Source organism: Wolbachia endosymbiont of Dactylopius coccus (genome assembly GCF_977011065.1).
In genome coordinates this window covers 1,239,603-1,265,359 of record NZ_OZ347065.1, presented here as the reverse complement: position 1 = coordinate 1,265,359, position 25,757 = coordinate 1,239,603, and the positions used below count along the sequence as shown (strand labels likewise).

Genomic DNA, 25,757 nt, shown 5'->3' with positions numbered 1-25,757 from the left:
AAACTTCAGTAGTAAATTCAAAAAGGAAGTTTAAATCCAGGTGGTAAACCCATCATACCTGCAAGATCAGAAGTTGCATTTGCCATATCTTCTTCTGCTTTTTTAACGGCATCATTAAACGCTGCTGTTACTAAATCCTCTACTATATCTTTTTCCTCATTTCTCATAAGCTCTAAGTCTATGTTCACCTTTTTAGCTTTATAGCTACCTATTTTTATGACTTCCACTAATACAGAAACTTTGCCACCACCAGAAATACCTTGAAACTCTTTCCCAACATATTTTTCTTGAGCTTCTGCAAGCTTTTTTTGCATCTCTTGCGCTTGTTTCATTATTTGACTAAAATCCACAACTTACTCCTTATTTTCTATATTAACTACTTTTGCACCTTTAAATGTATCAAGTATATCCTTAACTGCAGGTGCATAATTTAAATTACTCACTTCCCTATTTATATAACCCGTATCAACTGTAATAACCCACTCCTGCTGAGTCACCTGGTTTAAGTAATTTTTTAAATCATTGCAAAAATTACTATCCAACTTAGATACAGCTTTTAATTTTAAATATCCAGGTTTACAATCTATTAATTGTAGATTATTACATAGTTGCTTGTAAAGATAAATTTGGTTACTCCGCCTTAATAGTTGCAAAATCTTATCAAAATCGTAATTTTGTTGTTTATTTTCCACATGGATCCCAGTGTCACGCACTGGGATGACAGAGGGGGAAGGTGCAACAGGTCTGCCCTGTCTATTTCCTTGCTTTACATTCTGTGAAAGAACTTTTTTGATCACCTGTTCTGGAGAAGGTAGATCAGAGAGATAGCAAAGATTAATTAGCATCATTTCAGCAGCAACATCATTGCATGTTGAAGTTTTTATATCTTGAATACCTTTAAGCAACACCTTCCACAATCTCGAAAAAAATATTAAAGACTTCTTTATACTTAAATCTTTTATCCTGTTCTTTTCATACTCTGTAACTGCATTATCAATTTCTTTTGTAATCAAAAAACGGCATACTAACTGAATTGTTTGCAATAGACCTTCAAAAATACTAAGTGGGTTTGCTGTTTTTATCGCCTTGTCAAACACTGATAGAGCTTCCTGTAAATCACCTTCTAATATTGCTCCTAATAGATCGAATATAATATCTTTATCCACTAGGCCAAGTATGTCTGTCACATTTTTAGTGGATATTGCACCATCTTTGCTATGTAGCACTGCTTGATTCATCAAAAACAAGGCGTTACGCATTGAATTTCCAGAGTGTCGTGCAATTAATTCTAATGCTCCCTTTTCAATGGAATAACTCTCTTTTTGTGCAACATCATTTAAACGTTCCACTATTTTAGCTACAGGAATGTTGTGTAAGTCAAATCTTTGACAACGTACAATAATAGTTATTGGTATCTTTTTTATTTCTGTAGTTGCTAAAATGAATTTTACACTAGATGGTGGCTCTTCTAGGGTTTTAAGTAATGCGTTAAATGCACTGCTGGATAACATATGTACTTCATCTATAATGTAGACTTTGAATTTAGAGCTTATAGGTGAATAGCAAATATCTCCCAGGATTACTTTAATATCGTCAATGCTAGTGTGACTTGCCGCATCGATTTCAATTACATCTGGATGGCTTGAATTTTTTATTGCTAGACAATTTTCACATGATCCGCAAGGTTCAAAAATTGGCCCCAGGGAACAATTCAAACATAAAGCTATTATCCTTGCAGTGGTGGTTTTACCAACTCCACTACTACCAGAGAGCAGTATAGACTGTGGGATTTTGTTTAAAATAAAAGCATTTTCTAATACACGCACTAATATATCTTGACCTACTAGATCCTTAAAGCTACTAGGACGATGTTTTAATGCTATATTCATAGCCTCGGATAAAACAAATAATGAAATAGGTATGCAACCCAAAAAGGTTCTGATATGGCTGCTTCATTTCTGATCTGACCAAATTACAGAGTTTTTGCCTGCATACCTTATAAAATATTATACTTTTTTTTTTATTTAGCAAGGTATATCCTATATTAACCTTAATAATTTATATGTTAGATCTCTTGCAACATTACTTTGGAGTAAACAACTGTTACCTAAAATACTCTTCCCTTGTCATTCCAACTTGGGTCCCACAACTGTACGAACGTTGTAGTTTGGGAGCAATTCCCACCAGTGGGGTGTCATCCCAGTGCCCAGACACTGGGATCCAGCTTCTATGCAACTTAATTAAAAACGTTTGTTTTAGCGTAAGACAACTACCTTTAGCTCATCAGCTCAGTTATAAGCAAAATTTCTGGATTCCAGTGTCAAGCACTGGAATGACACCATTTGCTGTCTTCAAAAGTGAATGTTCGTACAGCTATGCTTGGATCCAGAGAAAAAAGATAGTGTCACACACTGGAATAACAACCTATAGGTACTGGGATAACAAAAGAGGAATATTATGATTTTATATCATTTTCCTCTTTGTCCATTTTCACGAAAAGTTAGAACCTTTCTAAAAGAAAAAAAATTAGGCTGCGATCTAGTGTATGAAAATCCGTGGGAAAAACGGAATGAATTTATGGAGATCAATCCAACTGGGCAAGTACCAGTATTAATAGATAATAACTTTGTAATAGCGGATAGTAATGCCATTTGTGAATATATAGAAGAGACTTACAATAGTGACGTCAAATTACTTGGTTCATCCACTATTATTAAGTCTAAAATACGCGCTCTAATCAATTGGTTCGACAACAAATTTTACAATGAAGTTACTAAGTATATTATGAATGAAAAAGTAATTACTAACCGCAGCCCTGACTCTAGATTTCTTCATGCAGCTCAGCATAACCTGCCTTGCCATATGGAATACATCGAACATTTAATTAACAAGAACGTTTGGCTTGCAACTGATAAGTTCACTTTGGCTGATATTGCTTTAGCATCGCATATTTCCGTAATGGATTATGTAAGTAGTTTTCCATGGGAAAAAAGTAAAATTTTAAAAGAATGGTACTCCATTGTTAAATCAAAGCCTTGTTTTCGTGAGATATTATTAGAGAGAGTTTCCGGTTTAACCCCTCCTAAACATTACGCTGACCTTGATTTTTAACTTATGTTAGCTTTAAAGCTACAGTCATTCCTTCATCAGTTGGAATCAATATAGAGAAATATTTCTTTTCATCTGATAATCTATTATTAAACTCCCTCATAGCATGCCATGATTTTTCTGATACTTCTTTTGGAGACGATTCTAAAAATACTGTATTAAATAATAGAGTGTTATCTGCAACGATTAGCCCATCTTGTTTAATGTATGACTCTGCCCAATCTAAATACTTAGGATAACTACTTTTGTCAGCATCGATGAATATCATGTCAAATGGTGCCTTTGCTGATAATTCATTAATTTTTTCCAGTGCATCACCTTCTATTAGAGTAATTTTATCACTTAGATTAAAAGCACTAAAATTTTTTTTTGCTATTCTTGAGTGTTGAGGATTATTTTCTATTGTATATATATGACCGTCTTCTAGTAGAGCTTTTGCCATGCAAATCGACGAATAACCGTATAATGTGCCAACCTCAACAATACTTTTGATTTTATGGATTTTTATAAATAAACTTAATAGCTTTCCTTCTTCAGGGCCAATCTGAATATGTTGCTTTTTTTCAAGAGTACAATATCCTTCTATTTTTTTATATTCTTTTGCAAATAGATTTCTTATATATGACGATTTTATACTAGAATTATTACGCATTACGTTTTATATTATAAATTAGGGAGGCTTAATTCATACACAATTTATAAATATAATAATATAGTTTAAAATAATAAAAACATTTATTTTAAGTTATTATTTCATAGTATAAAATTTTAAGTGACAAAAATTATTATATATCGTACTATAGTTAACTAGTATAATAAACAGTCGATTATTATGCTAGAATTAAAGGGATTGTTTATGCGCATTTCTCTTTTTAAAATATAATTTTTATAATCAATTAGAGGGGGTTATATGTCTTATACTATTGCTGGTGAAGTTGAAACGTTAAACAAAAAATCTAACAAGAATGAAGGGGTTATGTTACTACATAATCCAGCTTATCGTGAAAAGTATAAAGAACGTTTTAATGAAGCTCAGAGAAAAGTTATGGATATGGTTCAGTTTTATGATGGGACAATAGTATTAATAGAGAATAAAATCGCTATGTATTACTACACTTGGCACAGTAAAAAAAGAGAGTTTGAGCGTAAAAAACAACAAACAGTAGTGAAAAACAATGGCCCAGAATAGAGTCTTTATATGGTAAGCTACAGTGGTATTACTTCACTATAGCTTTTCCATATAATTTATCTATCACATCAGTGAGATATTTCAGCTCTTTATACCCTTCATGTTTAACTTTATTATGCTCTATATATGACTTACCATCGTTAAGCTTGATGAAAAATATTGGAGTGGCTGTGATACCAAGTTTATTGATTGCCAGTGATTTATCATTTACGATTTTATCCATTATTTTCTTATCATTAATGCATTGGTTAAATGCATCTTGCTTTAAGTTGCTTAGTGCAGCAATTCTTTGTAGTAAAGTCAAATCACTTAAATTGTAGTAATTCCACGAATCTATTGAGTTAAAAACAGCTTTGTTAAAATTAAAGTAGTCTTCTTGTTTTTCGTAGCAATGACTTAGCATTGCAGCCTTTAGCCCTCTGTAATCCAAAGGAAAATGACGAAATATATATAACATCTTACCTGTGTCTATATATTTCTCTTTAATTTTAGGAAAAACATTCCTATGAAAAAGAGAGCAGTGATAGCAAGTTAATGAAGCATATTCTATCATTAGAATTGGTGCTTTTGGATCTCCTAATAATTTATCATCAGGTAATGGCGATAATAGCTCATTTGATGTTATTTCATTGGGTTTTTTTTGAATGTATTGGTTATCGGATAAATCTTGCTTAACAACTGCATAAGAATTAACACTTATGAAAATTAGTAAAAACAATAGTCTGAAAATCATTACAATACAAACACTTAACTTACTAAAAAAATTACATATTTATATTAATAATGTCAAGATAACTTTTGTTTAGCAAGGCTTTCAGCCCTATCTTTAAATGCAGCAATTATTTTACTCTGTGTATATTTATATACTGAGTTTAATAAAGTGGAAAATGAGTTGGACTTAAACTTAAACTCTATATAAAACTTTACCATAGTTTTATTTTCATCTATGGAAATGAATTGCCATTCATTATATAGATGTTTAAATATTCCATTTGATGATACAGCTTTTATCCAACCTTCATTTGTTCCACTTGGAGAAAGAGAAGTAACTTCTGATGTATATCTACCTTTAATTCCATGAAAAGCTGCGAGGAGATCCACAACCATTTGGTTGTTAATTTTTTCTTTTATATAAACGGCTTTGCACCAAGGAACAAAATCAGGATACCTTTCAACATCAATTACAATTTGGAATACTTCATTAGGCGAACATAGGAAAACACCCTGTTCTTTGTATTGATGAAGCATAAATGTTAAACCAATCAAAATAGGATCCGTATCTACCGTCAGCCTTAGTAGATTCCTGAGACTAAAGTTAAGGTGGGCATCGCGTATCAATTTCAACGAAATTAACAGAGGCAATTCCCTTGACTAGAAATTATCGCTCGGGAAATTTAACTTAACTCATAACGCATAGAACAGACCCTTAATTAATTGTAGATGATTTATACAAGGTGTGTCTATAGATATATTAAAGCTAGCGATTATTATTTAATCTTTATTAAACTTTGCATTCTAAGTATCATAGTTAATAAATATATCTTATGAATATTACTAAAGTTTTAATCATTATTGTTTTTATTGTAATTTCTTCAAGAGCTTACACTAGTTGTACAGATCATAAAATTTTTGTGCATACTATGAAGCAACAAGTGGATGGTATATCTACAAAGGAGAATAAAAAAAACCGGGAATGTGTGCAAAAAAAGCTTCAGGAGGTCATTCAAAACAATGTTAACCTCAAAGGAATATCGCAATTCGTTATAGGAAAACATTGGGCTTTAGTTAAACAAAAAGAAAAAGAAGATTTTTTAAGAGAGTATGAAGTGTATCTTATGCGTTTGTGCGTTAAAATTTTATATAAATACATGCATGATAGTGAAATGATCATAATGAGTACAAAAGCAGTTGACGATGAAACTTGCTTAATTGGTACAAGATTTTCTTACGGTGATGAAGAATTTACAAATATCGATTTTAAAGTTACTAAAAATAACAGTTCTTTCTTGATAAGTGATGTTGTAATGAGTGGAATAAGTATTGCTATTAATCAACGTTCTCAATTTAGTGAAAAAATCGACACGCATGGCATAGCAAACGTTATAGCTGAATTAAAATGCAATAACAATCCATGATATATATGCCTCATTGGCCTAAACCGCTTGGTAGTAGACCAAAGGATTTTTCTCTTGATCGCATGAAAAGCTTTCTAAATAAATTGGGCAATCCTGAGAAAAAAATGCCGCCCACAATTCATATAGCTGGAACTAACGGGAAAGGCTCAACACTAGCATTTATAAGATATATAATGCAAGCAGCAGGGTATAAGGTACACGCATACACTTCTCCACATTTGGTGAATTTTAATGAAAGAATAGTTATTGCAGGCAGTTATATCGACGATAATGAATTATATAGCTTGTTAGAAGAATGCCGTGCCGTAATTGCAGAACAACCTATCACTTTGTTTGAAGCTGCAACTATTGCAGCTTTTTTAGCTTTTTCTCGTCATAAAGCCGATATAACTTTAGTTGAAGTGGGTATGGGTGGAAGGCTTGATGCAACAAATGTTATAGATAATCCGATTTTAACAATCATTATTTCCATTGCCCTTGATCATACAGAATATCTTGGCCCTACTGTAGAAACCATAGCAGGTGAAAAAGCTGGAATAATGAAACCTAATATTCCTTGTGTAATAGCACCACAAAAAAAGTCTATAATGAATACACTAGAATTCCATGCAATAAATAAGAAATCTCCTCTGTATAGAGGAGGCCTTGAATGGAATTGCAAAAAAAAGAACAACAAAATGATTTTTCAATCAGCTATTCAATCAATAGAATTTTCTTTGCCATCTTTAAAGGGTGATCATCAGGTGATTAATGCAGGCAATGCTATTGCAGCATGTAGTATTTTAAGTGGAAAATATGGATTTGATATTGGAGAAGAGGATATCACTTCAGGTTTACAGTGCACTTATTGGCCTGCACGGCTAGAGTCTATAAAAGAAGGTAATTTAATTTCCCTACTACCGAAAGATTGGCAATTATTTTTAGATGGTGCACACAATAATGATGGTGCTAGAGTACTATCTCAGTGGATAAGAGATAACTTTGCTGAAGGTGTCTATATAATTTTTGGTGTTACTCGTAACAGAAACGTAGCAGAGTTCTTAGAGTACTTAAAGCCATATATCAAACTACTATGCGCCGTTTGTGTTAAATCTGAACCTAAAGCAACAAGTACAGATTTAATTAGAGAAGGAGCTAATAATATAGGAGTAAATGCTATTGAATGTGAATCAATCGGCGATGCAATATCAAATCACATATTAAAAGCCTCTATTCAAAACGTCAAAACCATACTAATTTGTGGCTCGTTATTTTTAGCCAGAGATTTGAGTATGGAGAATAGCTATCAATTAACCCAAGGACAATAAGCGCATTACACAACTTGCTCTCTTCCATAAGCGTGAACACTATCGGGATTTAAGGTACTATTTGGCTGTTCTAAAAGTGGATCATCACCTTTAAATTGCTCCTCAATTGAATTTATAGCTGTCTTTTTGAGAATATAATTACTTGCAGCATTTAAAATAGGTGAAGTAATACCAATTCTCATTGTTGTGCAGTCAAATAGGATACATAGCAGAGTTGTTTAATTGTGGAGTAGGTAAGAGAAGTAATAAATTTACACAAAGCACTCTCAAGCAAAGCAATAGTATCGTATATTTTATTGCGCAAAATGTTCTGTTTTACATACAACCAAAGCCTCTCGACAGTCAGGTGAATATGGAGGTAGGTATATAATCTCAATATTTTTAGGTACCTTTAAATTTTTTGACTTATGCCAACTAGCACAGTCCATAACGAGAAAAGCCTTTCGTGTCCCCAGATATTGCGACATTTGCTCAAGAAATACATTCATGCAATCAGTATTAACGTTTGGTGCAAGCAAACTGGAACTTTCTCCATTTTCAGGGTTAACTGCACTGTAAAGATAAAAATTATGCCTACCTAATTTTATTTTAACCCGAGTCCTAGTGCCTTTTTTAAACCACCCGTGTCCAACTTTTGAATGTGTGCCAAACCGCGATTCATCGAAGAAAAACAGCTCTTTTTCAGGATACTTACCAATAACTTCGTTGAGATTTTTTTTTGAATTCCTCTTGTTTTCTTTTATCTTGTACATTGTGTACTGGTCTTGGTGTAATACCAATTCTCATTGTTGGTCATTCAAATAGGATACATAGCAGAGTTGTTTAATTGTGGAGTAGGTAAGAGAAGTAATAAATTTACACAAAGCACTCTCAAGCAAAGCAATAGTATCGTATATTTTATTGCGCAAAATGTTCTGTTTTACATACAACCAAAGCCTCTCAACTGGATTGAGTTCTCACTTTTACCCACAATTTTGAGAGGTCATGATGTGAAGCATAACTATGCTCTCCTTAAGATTTTCATAGCCCCGCCATAGAGTCATAGCCCCTGGTAAATTATCACTTTTTCTATTCATAAATCCACCTAATTTTCCTAACCAAATAATAGCTTGTTTTATTTTTGGAGGTTCTTCTGGCAATGTAGCTACTTTATGCTCACGTATGAAAAGGGCCTTCCACTCTTCATTGCTTAAAATTTTAGTACAGGTTTCCATGGGATTTGATAAAGCGACTTTTGTTAAATATAAAATTTTAAATGCAATAATGCTCTTTATAGCAATTAATTTCTGTAGCCTTTCCTTTGTAGTTAAACGAGAGCTTTCTATTTTACATCCTGATTTTAAAACCCTGAAATACTCCTCAATTTTCCATCTTAGCTTATACCAATTTATCCTTTCTATAGCATCTAAAGTGCTATTAACTGGTACATTAGTCAGCAAAGTCCAATCAATAGCTTCCAATCCTTCAGGAGGATTTGTTTCTTTTGCACTTACCACATATACAGGGATTTTATCACTTATTTTATGCACTGTGTCTTTTGATCCATAAATTGAAGAAGATCTGATAGGTATATAGCCTTTCATATACTTAACTTCAATATTAGCTTTCCTTGATCTTTGGTTTCTATCTTTATTAACTTCTAGAGAAATTTTCTTCTTTACTGGCAGTTGAGTGATGCGTGTTTGCAAATCTGTTTTTCCAATTTCAGTACAGATAAATCTTCTATTAGTTCGATTACGGATTACATAAAAACTACCTAATGTCTCAGTGATCCATAAAAATTTGAAGATATCTGCCTCTCTATCACCAAGGGTAACAAGTTGTACATTTGCAGGAAGGTTGTTTATGCTTTTTTTGAGAGCTGTTATCCACTTATAACTTTCTTTTTCTTCTATGGAGGTACGGTATTTCCTGTTTGCTTTTTCTTGTGCCGTTTCTTTTTCCCTAATAGAACGTGCCCAACATTGTTGAGAAGATAGACCTAAAGGCAATCCGTCTTTGCTGACTATTAAGGCACTGTGCAACAGTAAACCCATTTTATGCTTCGTATAAGCTTTAGAAATACTACCTAGCCTCTTGGTTTTTATATGAGAGTCAAAATCCAAATAACTTGTATCTTGAACTGAAAAAACAAACTGATTTCCTTTCATTCTCTCCATAGTTTCTTTGTAATGGGAAGAATAAATTTCCTTATCCTTAAGCTTTTCATTGCTAAATAATCTGTATGCACCCTTAGCTTCTTTCCATCTACTACAGCTTTGATTAATTGATCCAGACGCCTTACCCTCTATACAATATCCTGTTTTAATAAGTCTCTTATTAAGTCTTGTATCTCCTAAATTAACGTGTTTTAACTCTCTTTCCAGCCATTTATCCCCTAAGCCATCAGTATATTGCACATTTGTACTTACTTCACTCATTTTAATCCCAAATTTATTTGGTATCCATTTTACTCACTTTTTTATTTGTGGGTAAAAGTGAGGATTGAGTTCAGGTGAGTATGGTGGTAGGTATATAATCTCAATATTTTTAGGTACCTTTAAACTTTTCGACTTATGCCAACTAGCACAATCCATAACAAGAAAGGCTTCTCGTGGTCCCAAATATTGAGACATTTGCTCAAGAAATATATTCATACAATCAGTGTTGACATTCGGTGCAAACAAGCTAGAATTCTCCCCATTTCTAGGCTCTGTGGACAAAAAATATGAAGAGGGAGAAAAAAAGTGGTAGTTTAACCAAATGAACATAAAAATGGAGAAACTACCGAATGGAATATTATATAAAAGAAAGAAATTGGAAACAAATTTTAGAATTCATAAAAGGCATAAAAGGAATGCATAGTAAAGACGAAAAACGTTTAAGAATATTCATAGAAGCAGTGTGGTATATGGCGCAAAGTGGTTGCCAATAGCGACTTTTGCCGAAAATCTATGGCAATTACAGAAGTATACACAAACGATTTAAGAGATGGTGCGAAAGGGGTATTTGGAAAAATTTATTGGAGTACACAAAACAAGAGCCAGATTTAGAAGCCGTCATAATCGACGGTACGATCATTAGAGCCCATCCATGTTCGGCTGGATATACAAAAGATTCGAAGGATCAAGAGGCTTTAGGGCGAAGTAAAGGTGGCTTTACGACTAAAATTCATGCACTTGTTGATGCATTGGGAAATCCTTTAAAATTTATACTTACTCCTGGCCAGAGGAATGAAATTACACAAGCTGAAGTATTAACAAAAAATGTCTATAACTCCATTGTAGTAGCTGATAAGGGTTATGACAGCAATGCTTTTGTGGTCAGCCTTGAAAACAGGAAATGTGAAATCGTAATTCCATCAAAAAGGAATCGAAAAGTGCAAAGATACTATGATGAGCATATTTATAAAGAACGTCATTTGATTGAGTGCTTTTTCGGTAAAATTAAAAATTTTAGGCGCATTTTTTCCAGATTTGACAAGACCGCAGAGGTTTACATGGGATTTCTAAATTTTGTTGGAGCTCTCATATGGCTTCTCTAAAATTTTGTCCACAGAGCCTAGAAATGGGGAGAATTCTAGCTTGTTTGCACCGAATGTCAACACTGATTGTATGAATATATTTCTTGAGCAAATGTCTCAATATTTGGGACCACGAGAAGCCTTTCTTGTTATGGATTGTGCTAGTTGGCATAAGTCGAAAAGTTTAAAGGTACCTAAAAATATTGAGATTATATACCTACCACCATACTCACCTGAACTCAATCCAGTTGAGAGGCTTTGGTTGTATGTAAAACAGAACATTTTGCGCAATAAAATATACGATACTATTGCTTTGCTTGAGAGTGCTTTGTGTAAATTTATTACTTCTCTTACCTACTCCACAATTAAACAACTCTGCTATGTATCCTATTTGAATGACCAACAATGAGAATTGGTATTACTTTCTTCAGCATTTCTTTTGCTGATTCTACTACTTTTTCATCCAATAATTTTGATCTTAATGCCATTTATACCTCAACTATTTTACTTACTTCATTATGGCTTTTCTTCCATTGTTGTCCATCTGTTTGCCGTGTAATGGGAATTGGTATAAGGACGGTAAAGTTGCTTGCCCTGATGGTACAAGATGGAGAGTGAGAAGGAATAAATGTATCTAATAGATATTAAAGTTCCAGGAAAACACTAGTAAATGGTACTTACTGCATCATTTACTCAAATTTAATCAAAATGGTAGATAATCCAGCATTAAATAGAAATTATCGGAGGCATAATGAAAAATTTTCTTCTACTTGTAGCTTTAATTCTCTCCTTTGCGTTTGATGCAAATGCTGTTGATGATGCAACAACATCGACAATATGCAACATAATAGAATATACTAAAACACTAGGCGGACCAATGATCACGATAGTGATAATAGGTGCAGCTTTGCTTTCAATATTTGGCAGAATGCCATGGCCTGCACTTTTTGCACTAGGCATGTTTACTGCTGCGTTTTTTGGTGCACCTGCAGTTGTGAAAGCAATAACAGGAAAAGAGGTATGTACTAGTCACAATTGCTCTCCTGGTAAATCATGGGATCCTAGTCAAAGTAAATGTGTATAGGTATTGCAGGCTTAGAAAAATCTTAAGTAAATGGTGCTTCTTAAAGGAGCACCATCACTGCACGAACTTGTGATTTGAGAGCAATTCCCACCATGAGGGTGTTATCCGAGTAACCCCTTCGGTGTCATCCCAGTGCCCAGATACTGGTTCACTCTATATTCCAGTGCCCCTATGATGTCATTCCAGTGCTCCTTTTTTTGTCATCCGAGTAGCCCCTTTTTTGTCATCCCAGTGCCCAGACACTGGGATCCAGAAAAAAGAATGGTGTCATGCAAGTAGCCTCCTTCTCCTGTCATCCCAGTAGCCTTCTCTTCTTGTCATCCCAGTGCCCAGACTACTTGGATCCAGGAAAATTGATTGTAAACGAGCAAACATTTTCGGTGAAATTACCAAAAAGCTGGATCCCAGTGTCAGCTACTCGGATGACACCTGTATTTCTCTTTGCCATCAATCCCTACTCTTTAATGTCATACTAGTACCTCTTTTTCTTGTCATCCCAGTGCCCTTATACCAATTCTCATTGTTGGTCATTCAAATAGGATACATAGCAGAGTTGTTTAATTGTGGAGTAGGTAAGAGAAGTAATAAATTTACACAAAGCACTCTCAAGCAAAGCAATAGTATCGTATATTTTATTGCGCAAAATGTTCTGTTTTACATACAACCAAAGCCTCTCAACTGGATTGAGTTCAGGTGAGTATGGTGGTAGGTATATAATCTCAATATTTTTAGGTACCTTTAAACTTTTCGACTTATGCCAACTAGCACAATCCATAACAAGAAAGGCTTCTCGTGGTCCCAAATATTGAGACATTTGCTCAAGAAATATATTCATACAATCAGTGTTGACATTCGGTGCAAACAAGCTAGAATTCTCCCCATTTCTAGGATTAACTGCACTGTAGAGATAAAAATTTTCCCTACCTAATTTTACCTTAACTTTTGTTCTGACGCCTTTTTTAAACCATCCATGCCCGGTCTTTGAATGTGTGCCAAACCGCGATTCATCGAAGAAAAACAGCTCTTTTTCAGAATACTTGCCAATAACTTCGTTGAGATTTTTTTTTGAATTCCTCTTGTTTTCTTTTATCTTGTACATTGTGTACTGGTCTTGGTGTAATATAAGAGAATTTCATCTTTTGCATATAGCGGTGTACTGTAGATTTGCTAATATTTAAGCCGAACTTTTCCTGGATTCTTATTCTCATTTCTTTAATGGTAATATTAGGATTTTCTCCTACCCATGCTTCAACTTGCTGTAGTTGAGCCTGATTTAATTTAGTTTTTCTACGCCGTTGTGGAGGAGCAAACAATTTTTCTTCTCTGCCTAATTTCAAGAGTTTTATCCACGAAGTTAGTGCGCTTCTTGAAATGCAATATATTTTTGCTACAGCCGTTATACTATGCTTTTTTGCTGCAATTACAGCATTTAGTTTTTTTGCAACATATGCATTGTTCCTTACTTTCTTCAGCATTTTTTTTGCTGATTTTACTACTTCTTCATCCAATAATTTTGATCTTAGTGCCATTTATACCTCGACTATTTCACTTATTTCATTATGGCTTGTCTTCTATTATTGTCTATCTGTTTGCCGTGTAATGGGAATTGGTATGAGTACCTGCTTCACTAATTCTCTCGATATCTGCAGCTTTAATTGCAGCTTTTGTTGCACAGAATATAAAAGCTGGTGTTTCTACGCTTCCATTTGGAGTTTTAATTGTTCCAACTTTTGCAGAACCTGATTGCTTGATTATCTTAAATGTAAATTCTTCTTTCATCTATTTGCCTGAAAGTTCTGTTATGATGTTTTCTACTTTCTCAGGAGTAAGATTTTCATAGAAGTCATTATTGATCTGCACAACGGGAGCATTAACGCATGCACCTAGGCATTCAACTTCTTTTAAAGTGAACAAATTATCTTTAGTAGTCTCACCGATATTGATTCCAAGTTTTTTTTTAAAGGTATTTAAAACTTCTTCACTATTGCACAACCAGCAAGGAGTTGTTCTACAAATTTGTATTAGATATTTGCCTACTGGTTTTAAATTATACATGGTGTAAAAATTTGCCACTTCATATACACGAATATGTGGAATATGCAGCATATCAGCAACATAACGCATAGCAGATTCAGAAACCCATCCGCATTGCTCTTGAACCAGATATAGTAAAGGCATAACAGCACTACCTTCTCTACCTTTGGGATACATCTCTATAAACTTTCCCGCTTTCTTGAGGTTTTCTGATGTAAAACTAAACTGCTCTTCTTTTTTTATCATTCATGAGACTCGTGTAAACTTTAACAGATTATACCTGTAGAACCAATGATTGCAATTGTTGGTTTTTTGAGAAATAGCATAAAGCTTCTTAGCCCTCTTCAAGCTTATATTTACCTTTAGTATAAAATATTATATTAATTTTTTAATTTTAGTTAAAATTTTCATTAACATTAACACACAGGAGTAATCATAATAGCATTTTATTAATATTTTAAATAAAATTATGTCTATATTAAGAAGATTGCTCGGAATCAACTCAAATACACCGGAAGTTAAAGAAGCGATAGGTTTTAACCCAGCAAAAGTAGGGTTAATTGAAGGAAATGGAGTTGCTTATGGATTCAGCTATCAAGACAATGGTAATGGGAGCAGTAAAGTAAAATTACTTATTAGTCCATTATATCAATCAAAAACATACGAATGGGGTACAAATATCAGCGTAGCAAATGAATTCAAAGATCAATTGTCTCTCACATTAATAGAAGATTCAGCTAAAATAGATAAAGTTGGAATTGTCTTTCCTGAAGAGGGAATTGGCGAAGAAGGAGAAAAATGCGTTAAAGGCTTATCTTTTTACACTTACGGAATTAAACAATCAGTTAATACTCCTTCAGTTGAACATTTAGGTAAAACAAAATTACAAAAGAATATTAATAACGACAATGCTGCAAATGCAGGCAATAGTTACTTTCAACCAAGAGCAGTGCAAGTTGATAATGGTGATGTGATTGTAATCGCTCATAACTTAAAGGATCAAACTTTAGTTTCTTGGTATTTAAAGTCAAGCGAGAGCGGAAAATTTAAGGTGTTGACTGGAGAAAAAGGTGTTACAGAAAGAAAATTGTTCAATTTTGATAATCCGGGGCAATTGGCATTAAATGGAAACACGATGCTTTATTCGCAAGTGAGCAGAAAAATTATTGGGGATCAAGAGGTGAGAAAAACACATATTTTCAAATTTGATATGGCTAAAGTGGTTGAGGATCTAAAAAGTGAAAAGAAAGATGAATGTTTGCTTGGTAAGAAAAATTGTCAAATAAATACAGCGTCATCTATTACTTCTAATCCAGGCGAAATAAATTTTCTACAGTATGTTGAAGGTGGTGATCTAGTTGCTTTTCTTGCAGAAGACCGGTTGCCTAATAAACAAACGTTACATTTAACAAGTCTTGTTAAGAATGGATCAAAATCGAACTTTACTGTTTGTGAATTTGCAGATTCTATAGAGCAATTGTATGTTAAAGACAATGGTCAAGACAGTTTTATTGTAACTGCAATAAGTGAAGAAAACATTGCAATTTTCAATCATCAAAGATTTGAAAAACCTTCTAAGGTAACAATAATACCGGCAAGTAGTATCAAGACTCTCAGTGATTTTGTTGATATCATTAACGGTCGATTAACACCTGATATCATTTCTAGTAGTACCGTGGCTCCTATAACTGTTGCAGAAACGGTTGTGACTTCTAGGCTCTGTGGACAAAATTTTAGAGAAGCCATATGAGAGCTCCAACAAAATTTAGAAATCCCATGTAAACCTCTGCGGTCTTGTCAAATCTGGAAAAAATGCGCCTAAAATTTTTAATTTTACCGAAAAAGCACTCAATCAAATGACGTTCTTTATAAATATGCTCATCATAGTATCTTTGCACTTTTCGATTCCTTTTTGATGGAATTACGATTTCACATTTCCTGTTTTCAAGGCTGACCACAAAAGCATTGCTGTCATAACCCTTATCAGCTACTACAATGGAGTTATAGACATTTTTTGTTAATACTTCAGCTTGTGTAATTTCATTCCTCTGGCCAGGAGTAAGTATAAATTTTAAAGGATTTCCCAATGCATCAACAAGTGCATGAATTTTAGTCGTAAAGCCACCTTTACTTCGCCCTAAAGCCTCTTGATCCTTCGAATCTTTTGTATATCCAGCCGAACATGGATGGGCTCTAATGATCGTACCGTCGATTATGACGGCTTCTAAATCTGGCTCTTGTTTTGTGTACTCCAATAAATTTTTCCAAATACCCCTTTCGCACCATCTCTTAAATCGTTTGTGTATACTTCTGTAATTGCCATAGATTTTCGGCAAAAGTCGCCATTGGCAACCACTTCGCGCCATATACCACACTGCTTCTATGAATATTCTTAAACGTTTTTCGTCTTTACTATGCATTCCTTTTATGCCTTTTATGAATTCTAAAATTTGTTTCCAATTTCTTTCTTTTATATAATATTCCATTCGGTAGTTTCTCCATTTTTATGTTCATTTGGTTAAACTACCACTTTTTTTCTCCCTCTTCATATTTTTTGTCCACAGAGCCTAGAACAAGAGAGTCAACAACTCCTATATTTACCACGACTTTACTTCCTCAAACTACTTCTTCACCACAGCCTACTCAACTTGCTATAGGGTCTAATAGGGCAGGAGTAATAGGGGGGGCTTTGGTTGGAGTGATAATAAGTATTGCCGGAATTATAGGATTCATAGCATACAAATATGTTAAGGGTCGTAATGCTGCTCCTGTGTTAGAACTAACTGATTTCAATGATAGAAGGCGATCATCTTCAAGTGGCAATAGCGATGAAGAAATTTTTGTCGCTAACAATAGAATGAGTAGTTATGGTAGTGGAACAGTACTAGACAGTATATCAGTAGAAAATAGTAGTCGATCAAGAAGTAGCTCATCGTCTTCGAGCAGCGGACCAAGCTCTTGACTGACTGAAGCGGAGTCTAAAAGTGAAAAAAGCTTATCTTGGGATAGCGATGATGTGCCGGAATATCACCTTTAGCTATTTGTCTGAATGTTTTTAATATGTAGACTGTTAGGAAATTGTCTTTTGCTTTTGTGATTTTCATGTTAAAGTATAATTCCTAGGTGAAATAAGTAGCTGCTGTTGTGTGATAAACATAGCAGAGGAAAGTCCGGGCTCCAAGGAAAAATAGTGACGGGTAACGCCCGCCGGAGGCAACTCCAGTTATAGGGCTACAGAAAATTACCGCCTAAAATATTTTAGGTAAGGGTGAAAAGGTGTGGTAAGAGCACACCATGGCAATGGCAACATTGGTAGTCGAGTAACCAACACTAGGAGCAAGATTAAATAGAAGTAGATTTTATGTTTTTCTCATATCTACTCGGGTAAATCGCATGAGGTAAATAGTAACATTTACTCCAGATAAATAGCTACATAAACAGAACTCGGCTTATATTTCACCTAGGCGTCACATGATACGCGCGATATAAGCCATGCTATATTTAAGTGTAGGCATTTCATGCGTTGTCCTTCACTTGTTCTGCTTGATAGCCATCACTACTTTCACCTACATTAACATTAGAATATTCTTCATCATCAATATACTCTTTCAGAACATACCCTCTGCCCCAAACGGTTTCTATGTGGCTTTTTCCATCATTTGCACTTTCAAGTTTCTTACGTAATTTGCACATAAAAACATCAACTATCTTGTTATCTGAAGGTTCATCCAAGCCATTGTAAAGATGATTTAAGAACATTTCTTTTGTTAGTACTGTTCCTTTACGCAGTGCTAGCAATTCTATCATAGAATACTCTTTATTAGTAAGGTGAACCGTTTTACCTTTCACCCCAACAATCCTGTGATCAAAATTGATATTTATATTACCAATCTTTATCACCGATTCAGGATGGCCTTTAGTACGACGCACTATGGCCTTAATTCGAGCTAATAACTCGCTTTTATGAAATGGCTTGGTTAAGTAATCATCGGCACCATACCCAAGCCCTTTAGCTTTGTGATTGACAGCGGACATACATGAAAGTATTAAGACAGGAACTTTGATTTTTGCACTTCTTAGTCTTAACAATATATCATATCCGTCAATATCACCAGGCAAGTGTATATCTAAAATAACTAGGTCATAGTAATCTCCGTTTGAGGAAACCATACTATTGTTATAATCTTGTGCAGAAGTAACAACGTCACAGAAGTGTCCATCAGAAGTTAAGGCATTAACCACAGTCTTTGCACTTACTTGATCATCTTCAATTAATAATATACGCATATTTTACACCCCATAAATAATTTATAATTTTAGTAATATATATAACTAAGGAAAGTAATAAATCAAATTTTTATTAACAAATGATCAAAATTACACTTATTAATTAATAGTAAATATATTGTTCCAAAGTTATATAAATAGATCTAAAATATAATAGATATACCATGGTAGTAATAATATTTTTAGTAAATATTGAATTAAAGTTACTATTATTAAAAGAATACTTTGGTTAATAAATATTTAACTATTCTATATGTCTGTGTTATATTTTTAATTTACTTATCCTACTGTTTTAAAGTATAAGTAATACTTTCAGGAATATTGTGTGGCAATATCAATTTTAGGTGCTGGTGCATGGGGTACAGCAATCGCAATTTCACTCAGTAGTAAGAAAGATGTGATTTTGTGGACTCGCAATGAAACTACATTTGAATCAATCAACGGGAAAAGAGAAAGTGACAAGCTACCTGGTTGTCGAATTTCTGATAATGTGTCAGTAAAATTAGCTATTGAAGACGCAGTTAAGGTTTCAGTAACAATCCTCGCTGTTCCCACTCAGTCTCTAAGGGAAGTATGTCAGCAATTGCATAATTGTAATCTGAAAAAAGATGTAGCAATAATTTTAGCTTGTAAGGGAATAGAAAAGTCTACATTAAAATTACCTAGTGAAATAGTAAATGAAGTTTTACCTAACAATCCTATTGCTATTTTTTCAGGCCCTAGTTTTGCTATAGAAGTTGCAAAAAAATTGCCCTATTCAATGGTTCTTGCGTGCCAAAATAACACATTAGGTTCAAAGCTAGTATCAGAGCTGCAACAAAAAAATGTTAAGTTGGAGTTTAGTAACGACATTATAGGAGTACAGATTTGTGCAGCATTAAAAAATGTTTTTGCTATAGCATGTGGAATTATTTTTGGTAGAAAACTCGGGTTTAATGCTCATGCAGCGTTGATTACAAAAAGTATGAATGAAATTAAAACTTTGTACTTAGCAAAAATTGGTAACAACAATATCAATATAGATACTTTGCTCGGGCCTTCATGTTTAGGTGATTTAGTCATGACATGCACATCCTTAAATTCAAGAAACCTATCTTTTGGATTCAATTTAGGTAGTAGTCATGAGGAGTATGATATTCAACAAATCCTAATTGGAGGCAAGTTGCTAATCGAAGGTGTCAGTACTGTTAAGTCTACTTTTGATTTAACACAAAAGTTAGGAGCTAAAATGCCTATATGTGAAGCGATCTATAGATTATTGTATGAAAGCGCCTCTATAGAGGATACTATTTCTGTTCTTGTAAATTAGTTTTGTACTTTGGTATATTGTGAAATTTTTATATAAATTGATATCAACATGGTGGCTGTCTGGCACAGTAAAAAAAATGCCAGGTACTGTAGGCAGCTTAGCTTCTTATCCAATTGTTCCTGTAATACTGAGTAACAGAATTTTAGGTGCAGCAATTATTTTTTTATTATTCTTGATTGGATTATGGTCTATAGGCAATTATATAAAACATTACAAGACTTCATGTGATCCAAAAGAGGTAGTAATTGACGAAGTAGTTGGTCAATTGCTGACAATACTTTTAGTTTCGATATTGTTAAGCCAAGAGATGAATTGCTCTTCATTGTTGTTGTGCTTTTTTTCTTTTAGGTTTTTTGATATAATAAAAACGTGGCCTATAAATTTAATCGATAAAAATACCAAAGGTCCTTTAGGTATTATGCTAGATGACGTTATAGCTGCAATTTTAGCCTGTGTTCTTATAGGAGCCTTTTATTGTTTATTGTTGGTGTATGCAGGATAAAAAAATTTATTATTCAAGCTTAATTGTTCAAAATCTAAAGGATTATATACTGTGCACAGCGAATTTATCTGAGTGGGAAGTACACGATGAATTTGATAACATCATATTTACAATAAATGGTACCAGGGAGTCATTATTTAATTTTGTGTTCTGTGGAGATCAATGTACCGAGCTTTCTATACAAAAAACTCTAGATTATCTCAGAACAAGAGATATAGAAGCAACATGGGTAATAAATTCACATATGAAAATAAGAGATATTTTAGAAAAGTGTGAAATAAAACACGTTAGCACACCAAAAAAAGCTTTACTTAATATGAAAAATTACTTTTTACCTGCTGATGTTATTCCAAACTTGAGGTTAAATGCTGTGAATGGTAGCAACCTCTTAGAACAGTTAGATCTACACACTTCTAAAATTTTTTATCATGGCGTTGGAATTGTCAGCACATTTTTTCGCGGATTATCAAATTATGATGATAAGAACTCAAGATTAAGATTTTTTCTTGTAACACTAAATAATGAAATTATTGGGACATGCGGTCTTTATGTTCAAGACAGTGTAGCTGGTTTTTATAGTGATGGAGTTTTACCAATTTACAGGAATCGTGGAATAGGTACCCAAATGGTTTTAGAAAGAATAAAGATAGCTAAACAGCTTGAATGCAAATATATAGTAGCACATTGTATGAAACCTTCTGTAAACCTTTATAAGAGATTGGGCTTTCAGGTGTTAGGCAATCTTTACTTATATAACTCTTCAGCATAATTCTGAGCGGTTACAAGTTTTTACATCTGTTTTAGAAGTGCTATGTTTTTTTTGTATGAAGTGGTTTTAATATTGATTCTAATATTATTCTTTCTCTCTTATTCTAAATTAAAAATTAGTAATAAGATTAAGAACTTACAACATCAAAATGTTATCATAAATAATTTAATTGATACTGTGAATGATGGGTTTTATATTTGGGATGCAAAAAAGCGTATAGAAAAGTTCTCTCCCAACTTACTAATTTTGCTTAATACTGTTTTTTACTCATTTAATGAGTTTGTGAATTTTTTTGAGCAATCAGAAAGTTTAATTAAAAATTTTGCTGAGGCAAAGGAAATAAATAAATCTTTTACTCTAGATTTAAAGTCAAAAGACAGTGAGGTTTATTGCATATGTTATGGCAGAAGCATAATAGATGATTCTAACAATGTGATTGGTGTGCTGTTATGGATAAGGAATGTTTCAGACTGTAAAATAAAAGCTCACGGACTTGAGCTAGAAAATAGTAAGCTTACACAAGAAGTGGAGAGCTATAAAAATGTTTTCAACTCTTTACCATTTCCAATACTAAGATATAACAAGAGTAGAAAGGTGGAATTTTATAACTTGTTTTATGATAAATATGTAGATGGTTCTAAGAAATTTGCTATTACCGGTAGCGCTCATAGCACAAAACCAGGAAGACATGTCATAACTTATAAGAACGAACCTAAGGTTTTCGATTTTGTTAAAATTCCAATACAAGGTTCTGGTAGCATAGTAATGTATGGGAAAGATGTTAGTGATGCAGAGAAATTATATACTGAATTAAACAGTTATTTAGCTACACAGAAAAATTTGCTTGAGAGGTTACCGGTTGCTATAGTAATATATAGTAAGAATCAAAAGCTAAAATTTTATAATAATGCTTTTATAAAAACCTTTCAATTTGACCCAAAATTTTTGGCATCTTACCCAACTTATCACGAAGTTATGCTTTACCTCTTCGAATCTAAAAAGCTTTTAGAAAAAGAGGATTTTCAAACTATTAGTAACCAAAGACATGAGTTATTCAAAAAATTATTTGCATCGTATGATGATACGGTGCATTTCACGAATGGAAAAGCGTTCAGGGTATTATTAATACCCTACGCTTCGGAAGGTTTGCTGTTCTCTTACGAAGAATGCAAAAGATGATACTTAAACTCCTTCTTTCCCTACCATGAGCTGTTTTACTTTCGCTATTGCTCTTGCTGGATTAAGTCCTTTAGGACAAGTTTTTGTGCAATTCATTATTGTATGACAACGATACAACTTGAATGGGTCGTTTAAAACATCAAGTCTTTCACCTGTCTTATTATCACGGCTGTCAGCAATCCATCTGTAGGCTTGTAATAGTATTGCTGGTCCTAAAAATTTATCACTATTCCACCAGTAGCTTGGACAACCAGTTGAACAGCAAGCACATAATATACAGTCGGACAAGCCATCTAATTTTTTTCTATCTTTAGGAGATTGAGAGTATTCTTTATTTGGTAGGGCAGGCTTATCTGCTTGTAACCAAGGTTTAATTGATTTGTATTGCTCATAAAATTGGCTCAAGTCCGAGACTAGGTCCTTTATCACATACATGTGAGGTAATGGATATATTTTTATATCACCTTTTATATCGTGTATAGATCTAGTACATGCAAGAGTATTGGTCCCGTCAATATTCATGGCACAAGATCCACATATGCCTTCTCTACAAGAACGTCTGAAAGTTAAAGTCGAATCTATTTCATCCTTTATTTTTATTAATGCATCAAGTACCATAGGGCCACAACTACCCATATCAATAAAAAATGTGTCTATTCTAGGGTTTTTCTCGTCATCAGCAGACCAACGGTAAATTTGAAATCTTCTGATGTTTTTTGCTCTAGCAGGAATAGGATAAATTTTGCCCTTTTGATTAACTTTAGAATTCTTTGGCAAAGAAAACTGAACCATATCACTTACCTTTTATTGTTTATAGCTAAAACCCTTTGTAGATAACATATTTTATTATCATCTACTATATTTTTATTAAATTCCTTTTAAATCGCGCACATATTGTAGCCAAGCGAAGCTAAAATCTCTCTTTCTAGATTTTGCATTATAATTTCTTCATCTTTTTTTTGGTGATCATAACCAAGTAAATGCAGTAATCCATGCACTAATATGTGTGCAATGTGAGCAAGAATGGGTATACAATACTCATGCGATTCTCTTTTTATTGTGTCTATTGAAATTGCTATGTCTCCTAAATCGCACTCATTAGACAATTGTTCACACGGAAATGATAGTACGTTAGTTGGCTTATCCATTTCTCTAAATTTTAAATTAAGTTGGTGCAGCAAATTATCATCAGCCAGAGCTATTGATATATTTGGTTTATAGTGATCTATTTTTAATTCTTTTAGAGAAGTGTTTATAATATTTAATACAAAACCCTCTGGATCATCTGTAATGCTGCGCCATCTCTCATCAAGAACATTTACTTCTAACATGAGTAACGCACCAGTAAGGGTGTCATGCAAGTAGCTGACACTGGAATCCAAAAAAGAAGAGTTATAGACCCTTGTGTCATGTACACAACTGTACGAATATTGTACACTAGAAGGATGTCATCCCAGTGCCTAGACACTGAGATCCAGGAATTTTGATTAGACATCAAGTTAGTGAATATAAAAGTAGCTAATCTTATATTAAAACACAACGGCTTTAATGTGGTTGCATTAAGGCTGGATTCCAGTGTCAAGCACTGGAATGACACCTTTGTGTTTGATGCAAAATCGGCTATAACGTTTAATGCACTGCCTTCGAGACAAATATTCATACAGCTGTGCGTTGCGTGCTGAGATGACATCATTTAGGAACTGAAATGACAGGTATTACACATCACTCATCCTTATTATTTCATTCCATTCAATTTCCGAAACTGGGGCAATTGATAAACGTGGTTGTTTTAATATAGTCATATTTTTCAAAAGTGGGTTTTGTTTTATATCATTTAACGTTACTTGGTTATTTAAAGGTTTCAAAAACTTTACATTCACTAATCCGAACTTGGGATCATTAACATGATAATACTCTTTAAATACTTCAACGATTCCAAGTATTGCTTTCTCTTTACCTGTATGATAAAAAAACGCAAGATCGCTTGCTTTCATAATTTTCATGTAATTTTGAGCTTGATAATTGCGCACACCATCCCACTCAACTACCTGCTCCTTTTCCATTTTTTGCCATGAGTATTCACTTGGCTCTGACTTGAGTAGCCAAAATTGCATTATTTTTTTCTTCTTAAGTAAGCTGGTATATCATAGATATTGCTGCCCCACTTAGCTCCTTCGCTTACCTGTTCAGTTGGTTTTGTTTCCAGTGTTTTGTCTTGCGTACTTTCACTGTGACTATAGGGCCACTTAAATTTCTCTTTCTCTGAGTCTTCGCTCTGACTTATAGGTGAAGTTTCTGATTTATTATTGTGACCATCAATGCCAGTTGCAAGAACAGAAACTCTAACTCTTCCTTCCATCGCTTGATCAAAAGTAGCACCAAATATTATATTTGCATTTTCATCTACTTCTTCACGCACTCTATTGGCTGCAGCATCAACTTCAAACAGAGTCATATCTCCGCCACCAGTAATGTTAATTAATATTCCTTGCGCACCTTTCATTGATACATTATCAAGCAATGGATTAGATATTGCAGCCTCTGCAGCGCTAATTGCTCTATCTTCTCCTTCTGCCTCTCCGGTGCCGATCATCGCTTTGCCCATCTCGCTCATTACTGTTTCTATATCAGCGAAGTCAAGATTAATAAGCCCTGGCATGACCATCAAGTCAGTTACTCCTCTGATGCCAATATGCAGAACATTATCAGCAAGTTTAAATGCATCAGAAAATGTAGTTTTTTCATTTGCAATTCTAAATAAATTCTGATTTGGAATGACAATAAGTGTATCCACGTATTTTTGCAGTTCTTCAAGTCCAAGCTCTGCAATGCGCATGCGGCGCACACCTTCAAAACCGAACGGTTTAGTTACAACTCCAACAGTCAATATCTTTTTTTCTTTTGGCGCTCTATCCTTAACTGCAGCTCTTGCTTCTCTGGCTGCTTTTGCAATTACCGGTGCTGCACCGGTTCCAGTACCACCGCCCATTCCTGCTGTAATGAAAAGCATATGACTATCTTTTATATGCTCCATAATTTCATCGATTGATTCTTCTGCTGCACCTTTGCCAACATCAGGTAAAGCACCAGCACCAAGACCCTTAGTTAAATTAATGCCAAGCTGAATTTTTTTATCACATAACGACTTTTCTAGTGCTTGAGCGTCGGTATTTGCGACAACAAAACTCACTCCTTGCAAATTAGATTGGATCATGTTATTCACAGCATTTCCACCAGCACCACCCACTCCCACAACGGTAATCCTTGGGTGTAATATAGGTAACTCCGGCAGACTAAGATCAATAGACATTTAAATTACTCAAATTTAGCGAATTCACTTGATAGTAAGTTA

At 33.9% G+C, this 25,757-nt stretch carries 31 protein-coding genes, 3 other RNA genes and 5 pseudogenes; 17 read left to right on the top strand and 22 right to left on the bottom strand.

All coding sequences use genetic code 11. The features are described from left to right. Positions 1-17 precede the first annotated feature (17 nt). From ACWHVF_RS06825 to ffs, 3 genes are all read right to left on the bottom strand, one after another. Complete coding sequence (locus ACWHVF_RS06825; RefSeq protein ID WP_064125278.1) at positions 18-332, bottom strand: YbaB/EbfC family nucleoid-associated protein; 315 nt, start codon at positions 330-332, stop codon at positions 18-20. A 21-nt stretch (positions 333-353) separates the two neighbouring features. Then, entirely contained in the window at positions 354-1,889 is a 1,536-nt protein-coding gene (dnaX, locus tag ACWHVF_RS06820; RefSeq protein ID WP_447933274.1) for a DNA polymerase III subunit gamma/tau, read from the bottom strand. 15 nt (positions 1,890-1,904) lie between these two features. Next, an RNA gene (gene ffs / locus ACWHVF_RS06815) (signal recognition particle sRNA small type) lies at positions 1,905-2,004 on the bottom strand. Positions 2,005-2,062: 58 nt separating this feature from the next. Here ffs and ACWHVF_RS06810 point away from each other — a divergent pair. After that, positions 2,063-2,461, top strand: a complete 399-nt coding sequence (locus ACWHVF_RS06810; RefSeq protein ID WP_447933273.1) for a hypothetical protein — start codon at positions 2,063-2,065, stop codon at positions 2,459-2,461. Then, entirely contained in the window at positions 2,458-3,111 is a 654-nt protein-coding gene (locus tag ACWHVF_RS06805; protein WP_064125276.1) for a glutathione S-transferase family protein, read from the top strand. Before ACWHVF_RS06810 ends, ACWHVF_RS06805 begins: the two co-directional genes overlap by 4 nt. A 1-nt stretch (position 3,112) precedes the next feature. Here the strand turns inward: ACWHVF_RS06805 and ACWHVF_RS06800 are convergent, their stop codons facing one another. After that, positions 3,113-3,760 (bottom strand): O-methyltransferase, encoded by a 648-nt coding sequence (locus ACWHVF_RS06800; RefSeq protein WP_064125275.1) that lies wholly within the window; start codon positions 3,758-3,760, stop codon positions 3,113-3,115. 258 nt (positions 3,761-4,018) lie between these two features. Here ACWHVF_RS06800 and ACWHVF_RS06795 point away from each other — a divergent pair, with 258 nt between their 5' ends. Next, positions 4,019-4,297, top strand: a complete 279-nt coding sequence (locus ACWHVF_RS06795) for a DUF2671 domain-containing protein (protein ID WP_064125274.1) — start codon at positions 4,019-4,021, stop codon at positions 4,295-4,297. A 28-nt stretch (positions 4,298-4,325) separates the two neighbouring features. Here ACWHVF_RS06795 and ACWHVF_RS06790 read toward each other — a convergent pair whose 3' ends face one another. From ACWHVF_RS06790 to ssrS, 3 genes are all read right to left on the bottom strand, one after another. Then, a complete protein-coding gene (locus ACWHVF_RS06790) occupies positions 4,326-5,030 on the bottom strand; it encodes a DsbA family protein (RefSeq protein WP_064125273.1) in 705 nt (234 codons plus the stop codon). A 53-nt stretch (positions 5,031-5,083) separates the two neighbouring features. Next, a complete protein-coding gene (locus ACWHVF_RS06785; RefSeq protein WP_064125272.1) occupies positions 5,084-5,545 on the bottom strand; it encodes a type II toxin-antitoxin system RatA family toxin in 462 nt (153 codons plus the stop codon). Positions 5,546-5,564: 19 nt separating this feature from the next. Further along, a non-coding RNA gene (gene ssrS / locus ACWHVF_RS06780) (6S RNA) lies at positions 5,565-5,725 on the bottom strand. 116 nt (positions 5,726-5,841) lie between these two features. Between ssrS and ACWHVF_RS06775 the strand changes: the two genes are divergently transcribed. Together ACWHVF_RS06775 and ACWHVF_RS06770 are read left to right on the top strand one after the other, a co-directional pair. Further along, positions 5,842-6,432 (top strand): Tgt2/MlaC family protein, encoded by a 591-nt coding sequence (locus ACWHVF_RS06775; protein ID WP_082860927.1) that lies wholly within the window; start codon positions 5,842-5,844, stop codon positions 6,430-6,432. Beyond that, positions 6,429-7,739, top strand: a complete 1,311-nt coding sequence (locus tag ACWHVF_RS06770) for a bifunctional folylpolyglutamate synthase/dihydrofolate synthase (RefSeq protein ID WP_064125271.1) — start codon at positions 6,429-6,431, stop codon at positions 7,737-7,739. Before ACWHVF_RS06775 ends, ACWHVF_RS06770 begins: the two co-directional genes overlap by 4 nt. Before the next feature lie 5 nt (positions 7,740-7,744). Here the strand turns inward: ACWHVF_RS06770 and ACWHVF_RS06765 are convergent, their stop codons facing one another. The 5 genes and pseudogenes from ACWHVF_RS06765 to ACWHVF_RS06745 form a co-directional block, all read right to left on the bottom strand. Next, positions 7,745-7,921: a hypothetical protein gene (locus ACWHVF_RS06765; protein ID WP_156488210.1), complete on the bottom strand. Its 177-nt coding sequence runs from the start codon at positions 7,919-7,921 to the stop codon at positions 7,745-7,747. Then, positions 7,918-8,513: pseudogene (locus ACWHVF_RS06760) on the bottom strand (IS630 family transposase); the annotation flags it as partial. The pseudogene ACWHVF_RS06760 and the gene ACWHVF_RS06765, both read right to left, overlap by 4 nt. A gap of 8 nt (positions 8,514-8,521) precedes the next feature. Continuing rightward, positions 8,522-8,668, bottom strand: coding sequence for a hypothetical protein (locus tag ACWHVF_RS06755; protein ID WP_447933272.1), 147 nt, complete (start codon positions 8,666-8,668; stop codon positions 8,522-8,524). A 33-nt stretch (positions 8,669-8,701) separates the two neighbouring features. Continuing rightward, positions 8,702-10,159: an IS4 family transposase gene (locus ACWHVF_RS06750; protein WP_064125417.1), complete on the bottom strand. Its 1,458-nt coding sequence runs from the start codon at positions 10,157-10,159 to the stop codon at positions 8,702-8,704. Between the two features lie 60 nt (positions 10,160-10,219). Continuing rightward, positions 10,220-10,429: pseudogene (locus tag ACWHVF_RS06745) on the bottom strand (transposase); the annotation flags it as partial. 80 nt (positions 10,430-10,509) lie between these two features. On the opposite strand from ACWHVF_RS06745, the pseudogene ACWHVF_RS06740 reads away from it, so the two are divergent. Further along, positions 10,510-11,262: pseudogene (locus tag ACWHVF_RS06740) on the top strand (IS5 family transposase). A gap of 7 nt (positions 11,263-11,269) precedes the next feature. Next, a pseudogene (locus ACWHVF_RS06735) lies at positions 11,270-11,650 on the top strand (IS630 family transposase); the annotation flags it as partial. On the opposite strand, the gene ACWHVF_RS06730 reads toward ACWHVF_RS06735, so the two are convergent. Beyond that, positions 11,607-11,729, bottom strand: coding sequence for a hypothetical protein (locus tag ACWHVF_RS06730; protein ID WP_447933308.1), 123 nt, complete (start codon positions 11,727-11,729; stop codon positions 11,607-11,609). The pseudogene ACWHVF_RS06735 and the gene ACWHVF_RS06730 sit on opposite strands and share 44 nt — an antisense overlap. A 263-nt stretch (positions 11,730-11,992) precedes the next feature. Here ACWHVF_RS06730 and ACWHVF_RS06725 point away from each other — a divergent pair, with 263 nt between their 5' ends. Next, positions 11,993-12,325, top strand: coding sequence for a TrbC/VirB2 family protein (locus ACWHVF_RS06725; protein ID WP_064124754.1), 333 nt, complete (start codon positions 11,993-11,995; stop codon positions 12,323-12,325). A 517-nt stretch (positions 12,326-12,842) separates the two neighbouring features. On the opposite strand, the gene ACWHVF_RS06720 is transcribed toward ACWHVF_RS06725, so the two are convergent. The 3 genes and pseudogenes from ACWHVF_RS06720 to nuoE form a co-directional block, all read right to left on the bottom strand. After that, a protein-coding gene (locus ACWHVF_RS06720) for an IS630 family transposase (protein WP_447933057.1) occupies positions 12,843-13,854 on the bottom strand; the annotation gives its coding sequence in 2 pieces (ribosomal slippage) (positions 12,843-13,391 and positions 13,393-13,854; 1,011 coding nt in all). Positions 13,855-13,939: 85 nt separating this feature from the next. Beyond that, positions 13,940-14,104, bottom strand: a pseudogene (locus tag ACWHVF_RS06715) (tRNA guanosine(34) transglycosylase Tgt); the annotation flags it as partial. After that, positions 14,105-14,605, bottom strand: a complete 501-nt coding sequence (gene nuoE, locus ACWHVF_RS06710) for an NADH-quinone oxidoreductase subunit NuoE (protein ID WP_447933271.1) — start codon at positions 14,603-14,605, stop codon at positions 14,105-14,107. 223 nt (positions 14,606-14,828) lie between these two features. On the opposite strand from nuoE, the gene ACWHVF_RS06705 reads away from it, so the two are divergent. Further along, positions 14,829-16,109 (top strand): hypothetical protein, encoded by a 1,281-nt coding sequence (locus tag ACWHVF_RS06705; protein WP_447933270.1) that lies wholly within the window; start codon positions 14,829-14,831, stop codon positions 16,107-16,109. On the opposite strand, the gene ACWHVF_RS06700 is transcribed toward ACWHVF_RS06705, so the two are convergent. Continuing rightward, positions 16,093-16,845 (bottom strand): IS5 family transposase, encoded by a 753-nt coding sequence (locus tag ACWHVF_RS06700; RefSeq protein ID WP_064124816.1) that lies wholly within the window; start codon positions 16,843-16,845, stop codon positions 16,093-16,095. The genes ACWHVF_RS06705 and ACWHVF_RS06700 overlap by 17 nt on opposite strands. Positions 16,846-16,865: 20 nt before the next feature. Between ACWHVF_RS06700 and ACWHVF_RS06695 the strand changes: the two genes are divergently transcribed. Beyond that, on the top strand, positions 16,866-17,321 hold the full coding sequence (locus tag ACWHVF_RS06695) for a hypothetical protein (protein ID WP_064124875.1): 456 nt from the start codon (positions 16,866-16,868) through the stop codon (positions 17,319-17,321). Positions 17,322-17,478: 157 nt separating this feature from the next. Then, an RNA gene (rnpB, locus tag ACWHVF_RS06690) (RNase P RNA component class A) lies at positions 17,479-17,827 on the top strand. Positions 17,828-17,875: 48 nt separating this feature from the next. Here rnpB and ACWHVF_RS06685 read toward each other — a convergent pair. Next, positions 17,876-18,646: a response regulator transcription factor gene (locus ACWHVF_RS06685; protein ID WP_064124876.1), complete on the bottom strand. Its 771-nt coding sequence runs from the start codon at positions 18,644-18,646 to the stop codon at positions 17,876-17,878. Between the two features lie 325 nt (positions 18,647-18,971). Here ACWHVF_RS06685 and ACWHVF_RS06680 point away from each other — a divergent pair, with 325 nt between their 5' ends. Genes ACWHVF_RS06680 through ACWHVF_RS06665 form a run of 4 tightly spaced genes read left to right on the top strand, consistent with a single transcriptional unit; the run spans position 18,972 to position 22,405 of the window. Then, positions 18,972-19,955, top strand: coding sequence for an NAD(P)H-dependent glycerol-3-phosphate dehydrogenase (locus ACWHVF_RS06680; protein WP_064124877.1), 984 nt, complete (start codon positions 18,972-18,974; stop codon positions 19,953-19,955). A 19-nt stretch (positions 19,956-19,974) separates the two neighbouring features. After that, positions 19,975-20,457: a phosphatidylglycerophosphatase A family protein gene (locus ACWHVF_RS06675; RefSeq protein ID WP_064124878.1), complete on the top strand. Its 483-nt coding sequence runs from the start codon at positions 19,975-19,977 to the stop codon at positions 20,455-20,457. Continuing rightward, the gene (locus ACWHVF_RS06670; protein WP_064124879.1) at positions 20,447-21,226 is read left to right on the top strand and encodes a GNAT family N-acetyltransferase; all 780 of its coding nucleotides are present in this window, start codon (positions 20,447-20,449) and stop codon (positions 21,224-21,226) included. Before ACWHVF_RS06675 ends, ACWHVF_RS06670 begins: the two co-directional genes overlap by 11 nt. 42 nt (positions 21,227-21,268) lie before the next feature. After that, positions 21,269-22,405, top strand: coding sequence for a hypothetical protein (locus ACWHVF_RS06665; protein WP_447933269.1), 1,137 nt, complete (start codon positions 21,269-21,271; stop codon positions 22,403-22,405). Positions 22,406-22,408: 3 nt separating this feature from the next. On the opposite strand, the gene ACWHVF_RS06660 is transcribed toward ACWHVF_RS06665, so the two are convergent. Both ACWHVF_RS06660 and ybeY read right to left on the bottom strand, forming a co-directional pair. Continuing rightward, on the bottom strand, positions 22,409-23,197 hold the full coding sequence (locus tag ACWHVF_RS06660) for a succinate dehydrogenase iron-sulfur subunit (RefSeq protein WP_064124881.1): 789 nt from the start codon (positions 23,195-23,197) through the stop codon (positions 22,409-22,411). 86 nt (positions 23,198-23,283) lie between these two features. Further along, positions 23,284-23,736, bottom strand: coding sequence for an rRNA maturation RNase YbeY (gene ybeY, locus ACWHVF_RS06655; protein ID WP_064124882.1), 453 nt, complete (start codon positions 23,734-23,736; stop codon positions 23,284-23,286). Between the two features lie 24 nt (positions 23,737-23,760). Between ybeY and ACWHVF_RS06650 the strand changes: the two genes are divergently transcribed. Both ACWHVF_RS06650 and ACWHVF_RS06645 read left to right on the top strand, forming a co-directional pair. After that, on the top strand, positions 23,761-23,892 hold the full coding sequence (locus ACWHVF_RS06650; protein WP_447933268.1) for a hypothetical protein: 132 nt from the start codon (positions 23,761-23,763) through the stop codon (positions 23,890-23,892). A gap of 15 nt (positions 23,893-23,907) precedes the next feature. Then, positions 23,908-24,087 (top strand): hypothetical protein, encoded by a 180-nt coding sequence (locus ACWHVF_RS06645; protein ID WP_259348784.1) that lies wholly within the window; start codon positions 23,908-23,910, stop codon positions 24,085-24,087. A 33-nt stretch (positions 24,088-24,120) separates the two neighbouring features. Here the strand turns inward: ACWHVF_RS06645 and ACWHVF_RS06640 are convergent, their stop codons facing one another. Further along, complete coding sequence (locus ACWHVF_RS06640; protein WP_064124883.1) at positions 24,121-24,519, bottom strand: EVE domain-containing protein; 399 nt, start codon at positions 24,517-24,519, stop codon at positions 24,121-24,123. Next, entirely contained in the window at positions 24,519-25,715 is a 1,197-nt protein-coding gene (gene ftsZ, locus ACWHVF_RS06635) for a cell division protein FtsZ (protein WP_064124884.1), read from the bottom strand. Before ftsZ ends, ACWHVF_RS06640 begins: the two co-directional genes overlap by 1 nt. Between the last annotated feature and the right edge of the window lie 42 nt (positions 25,716-25,757).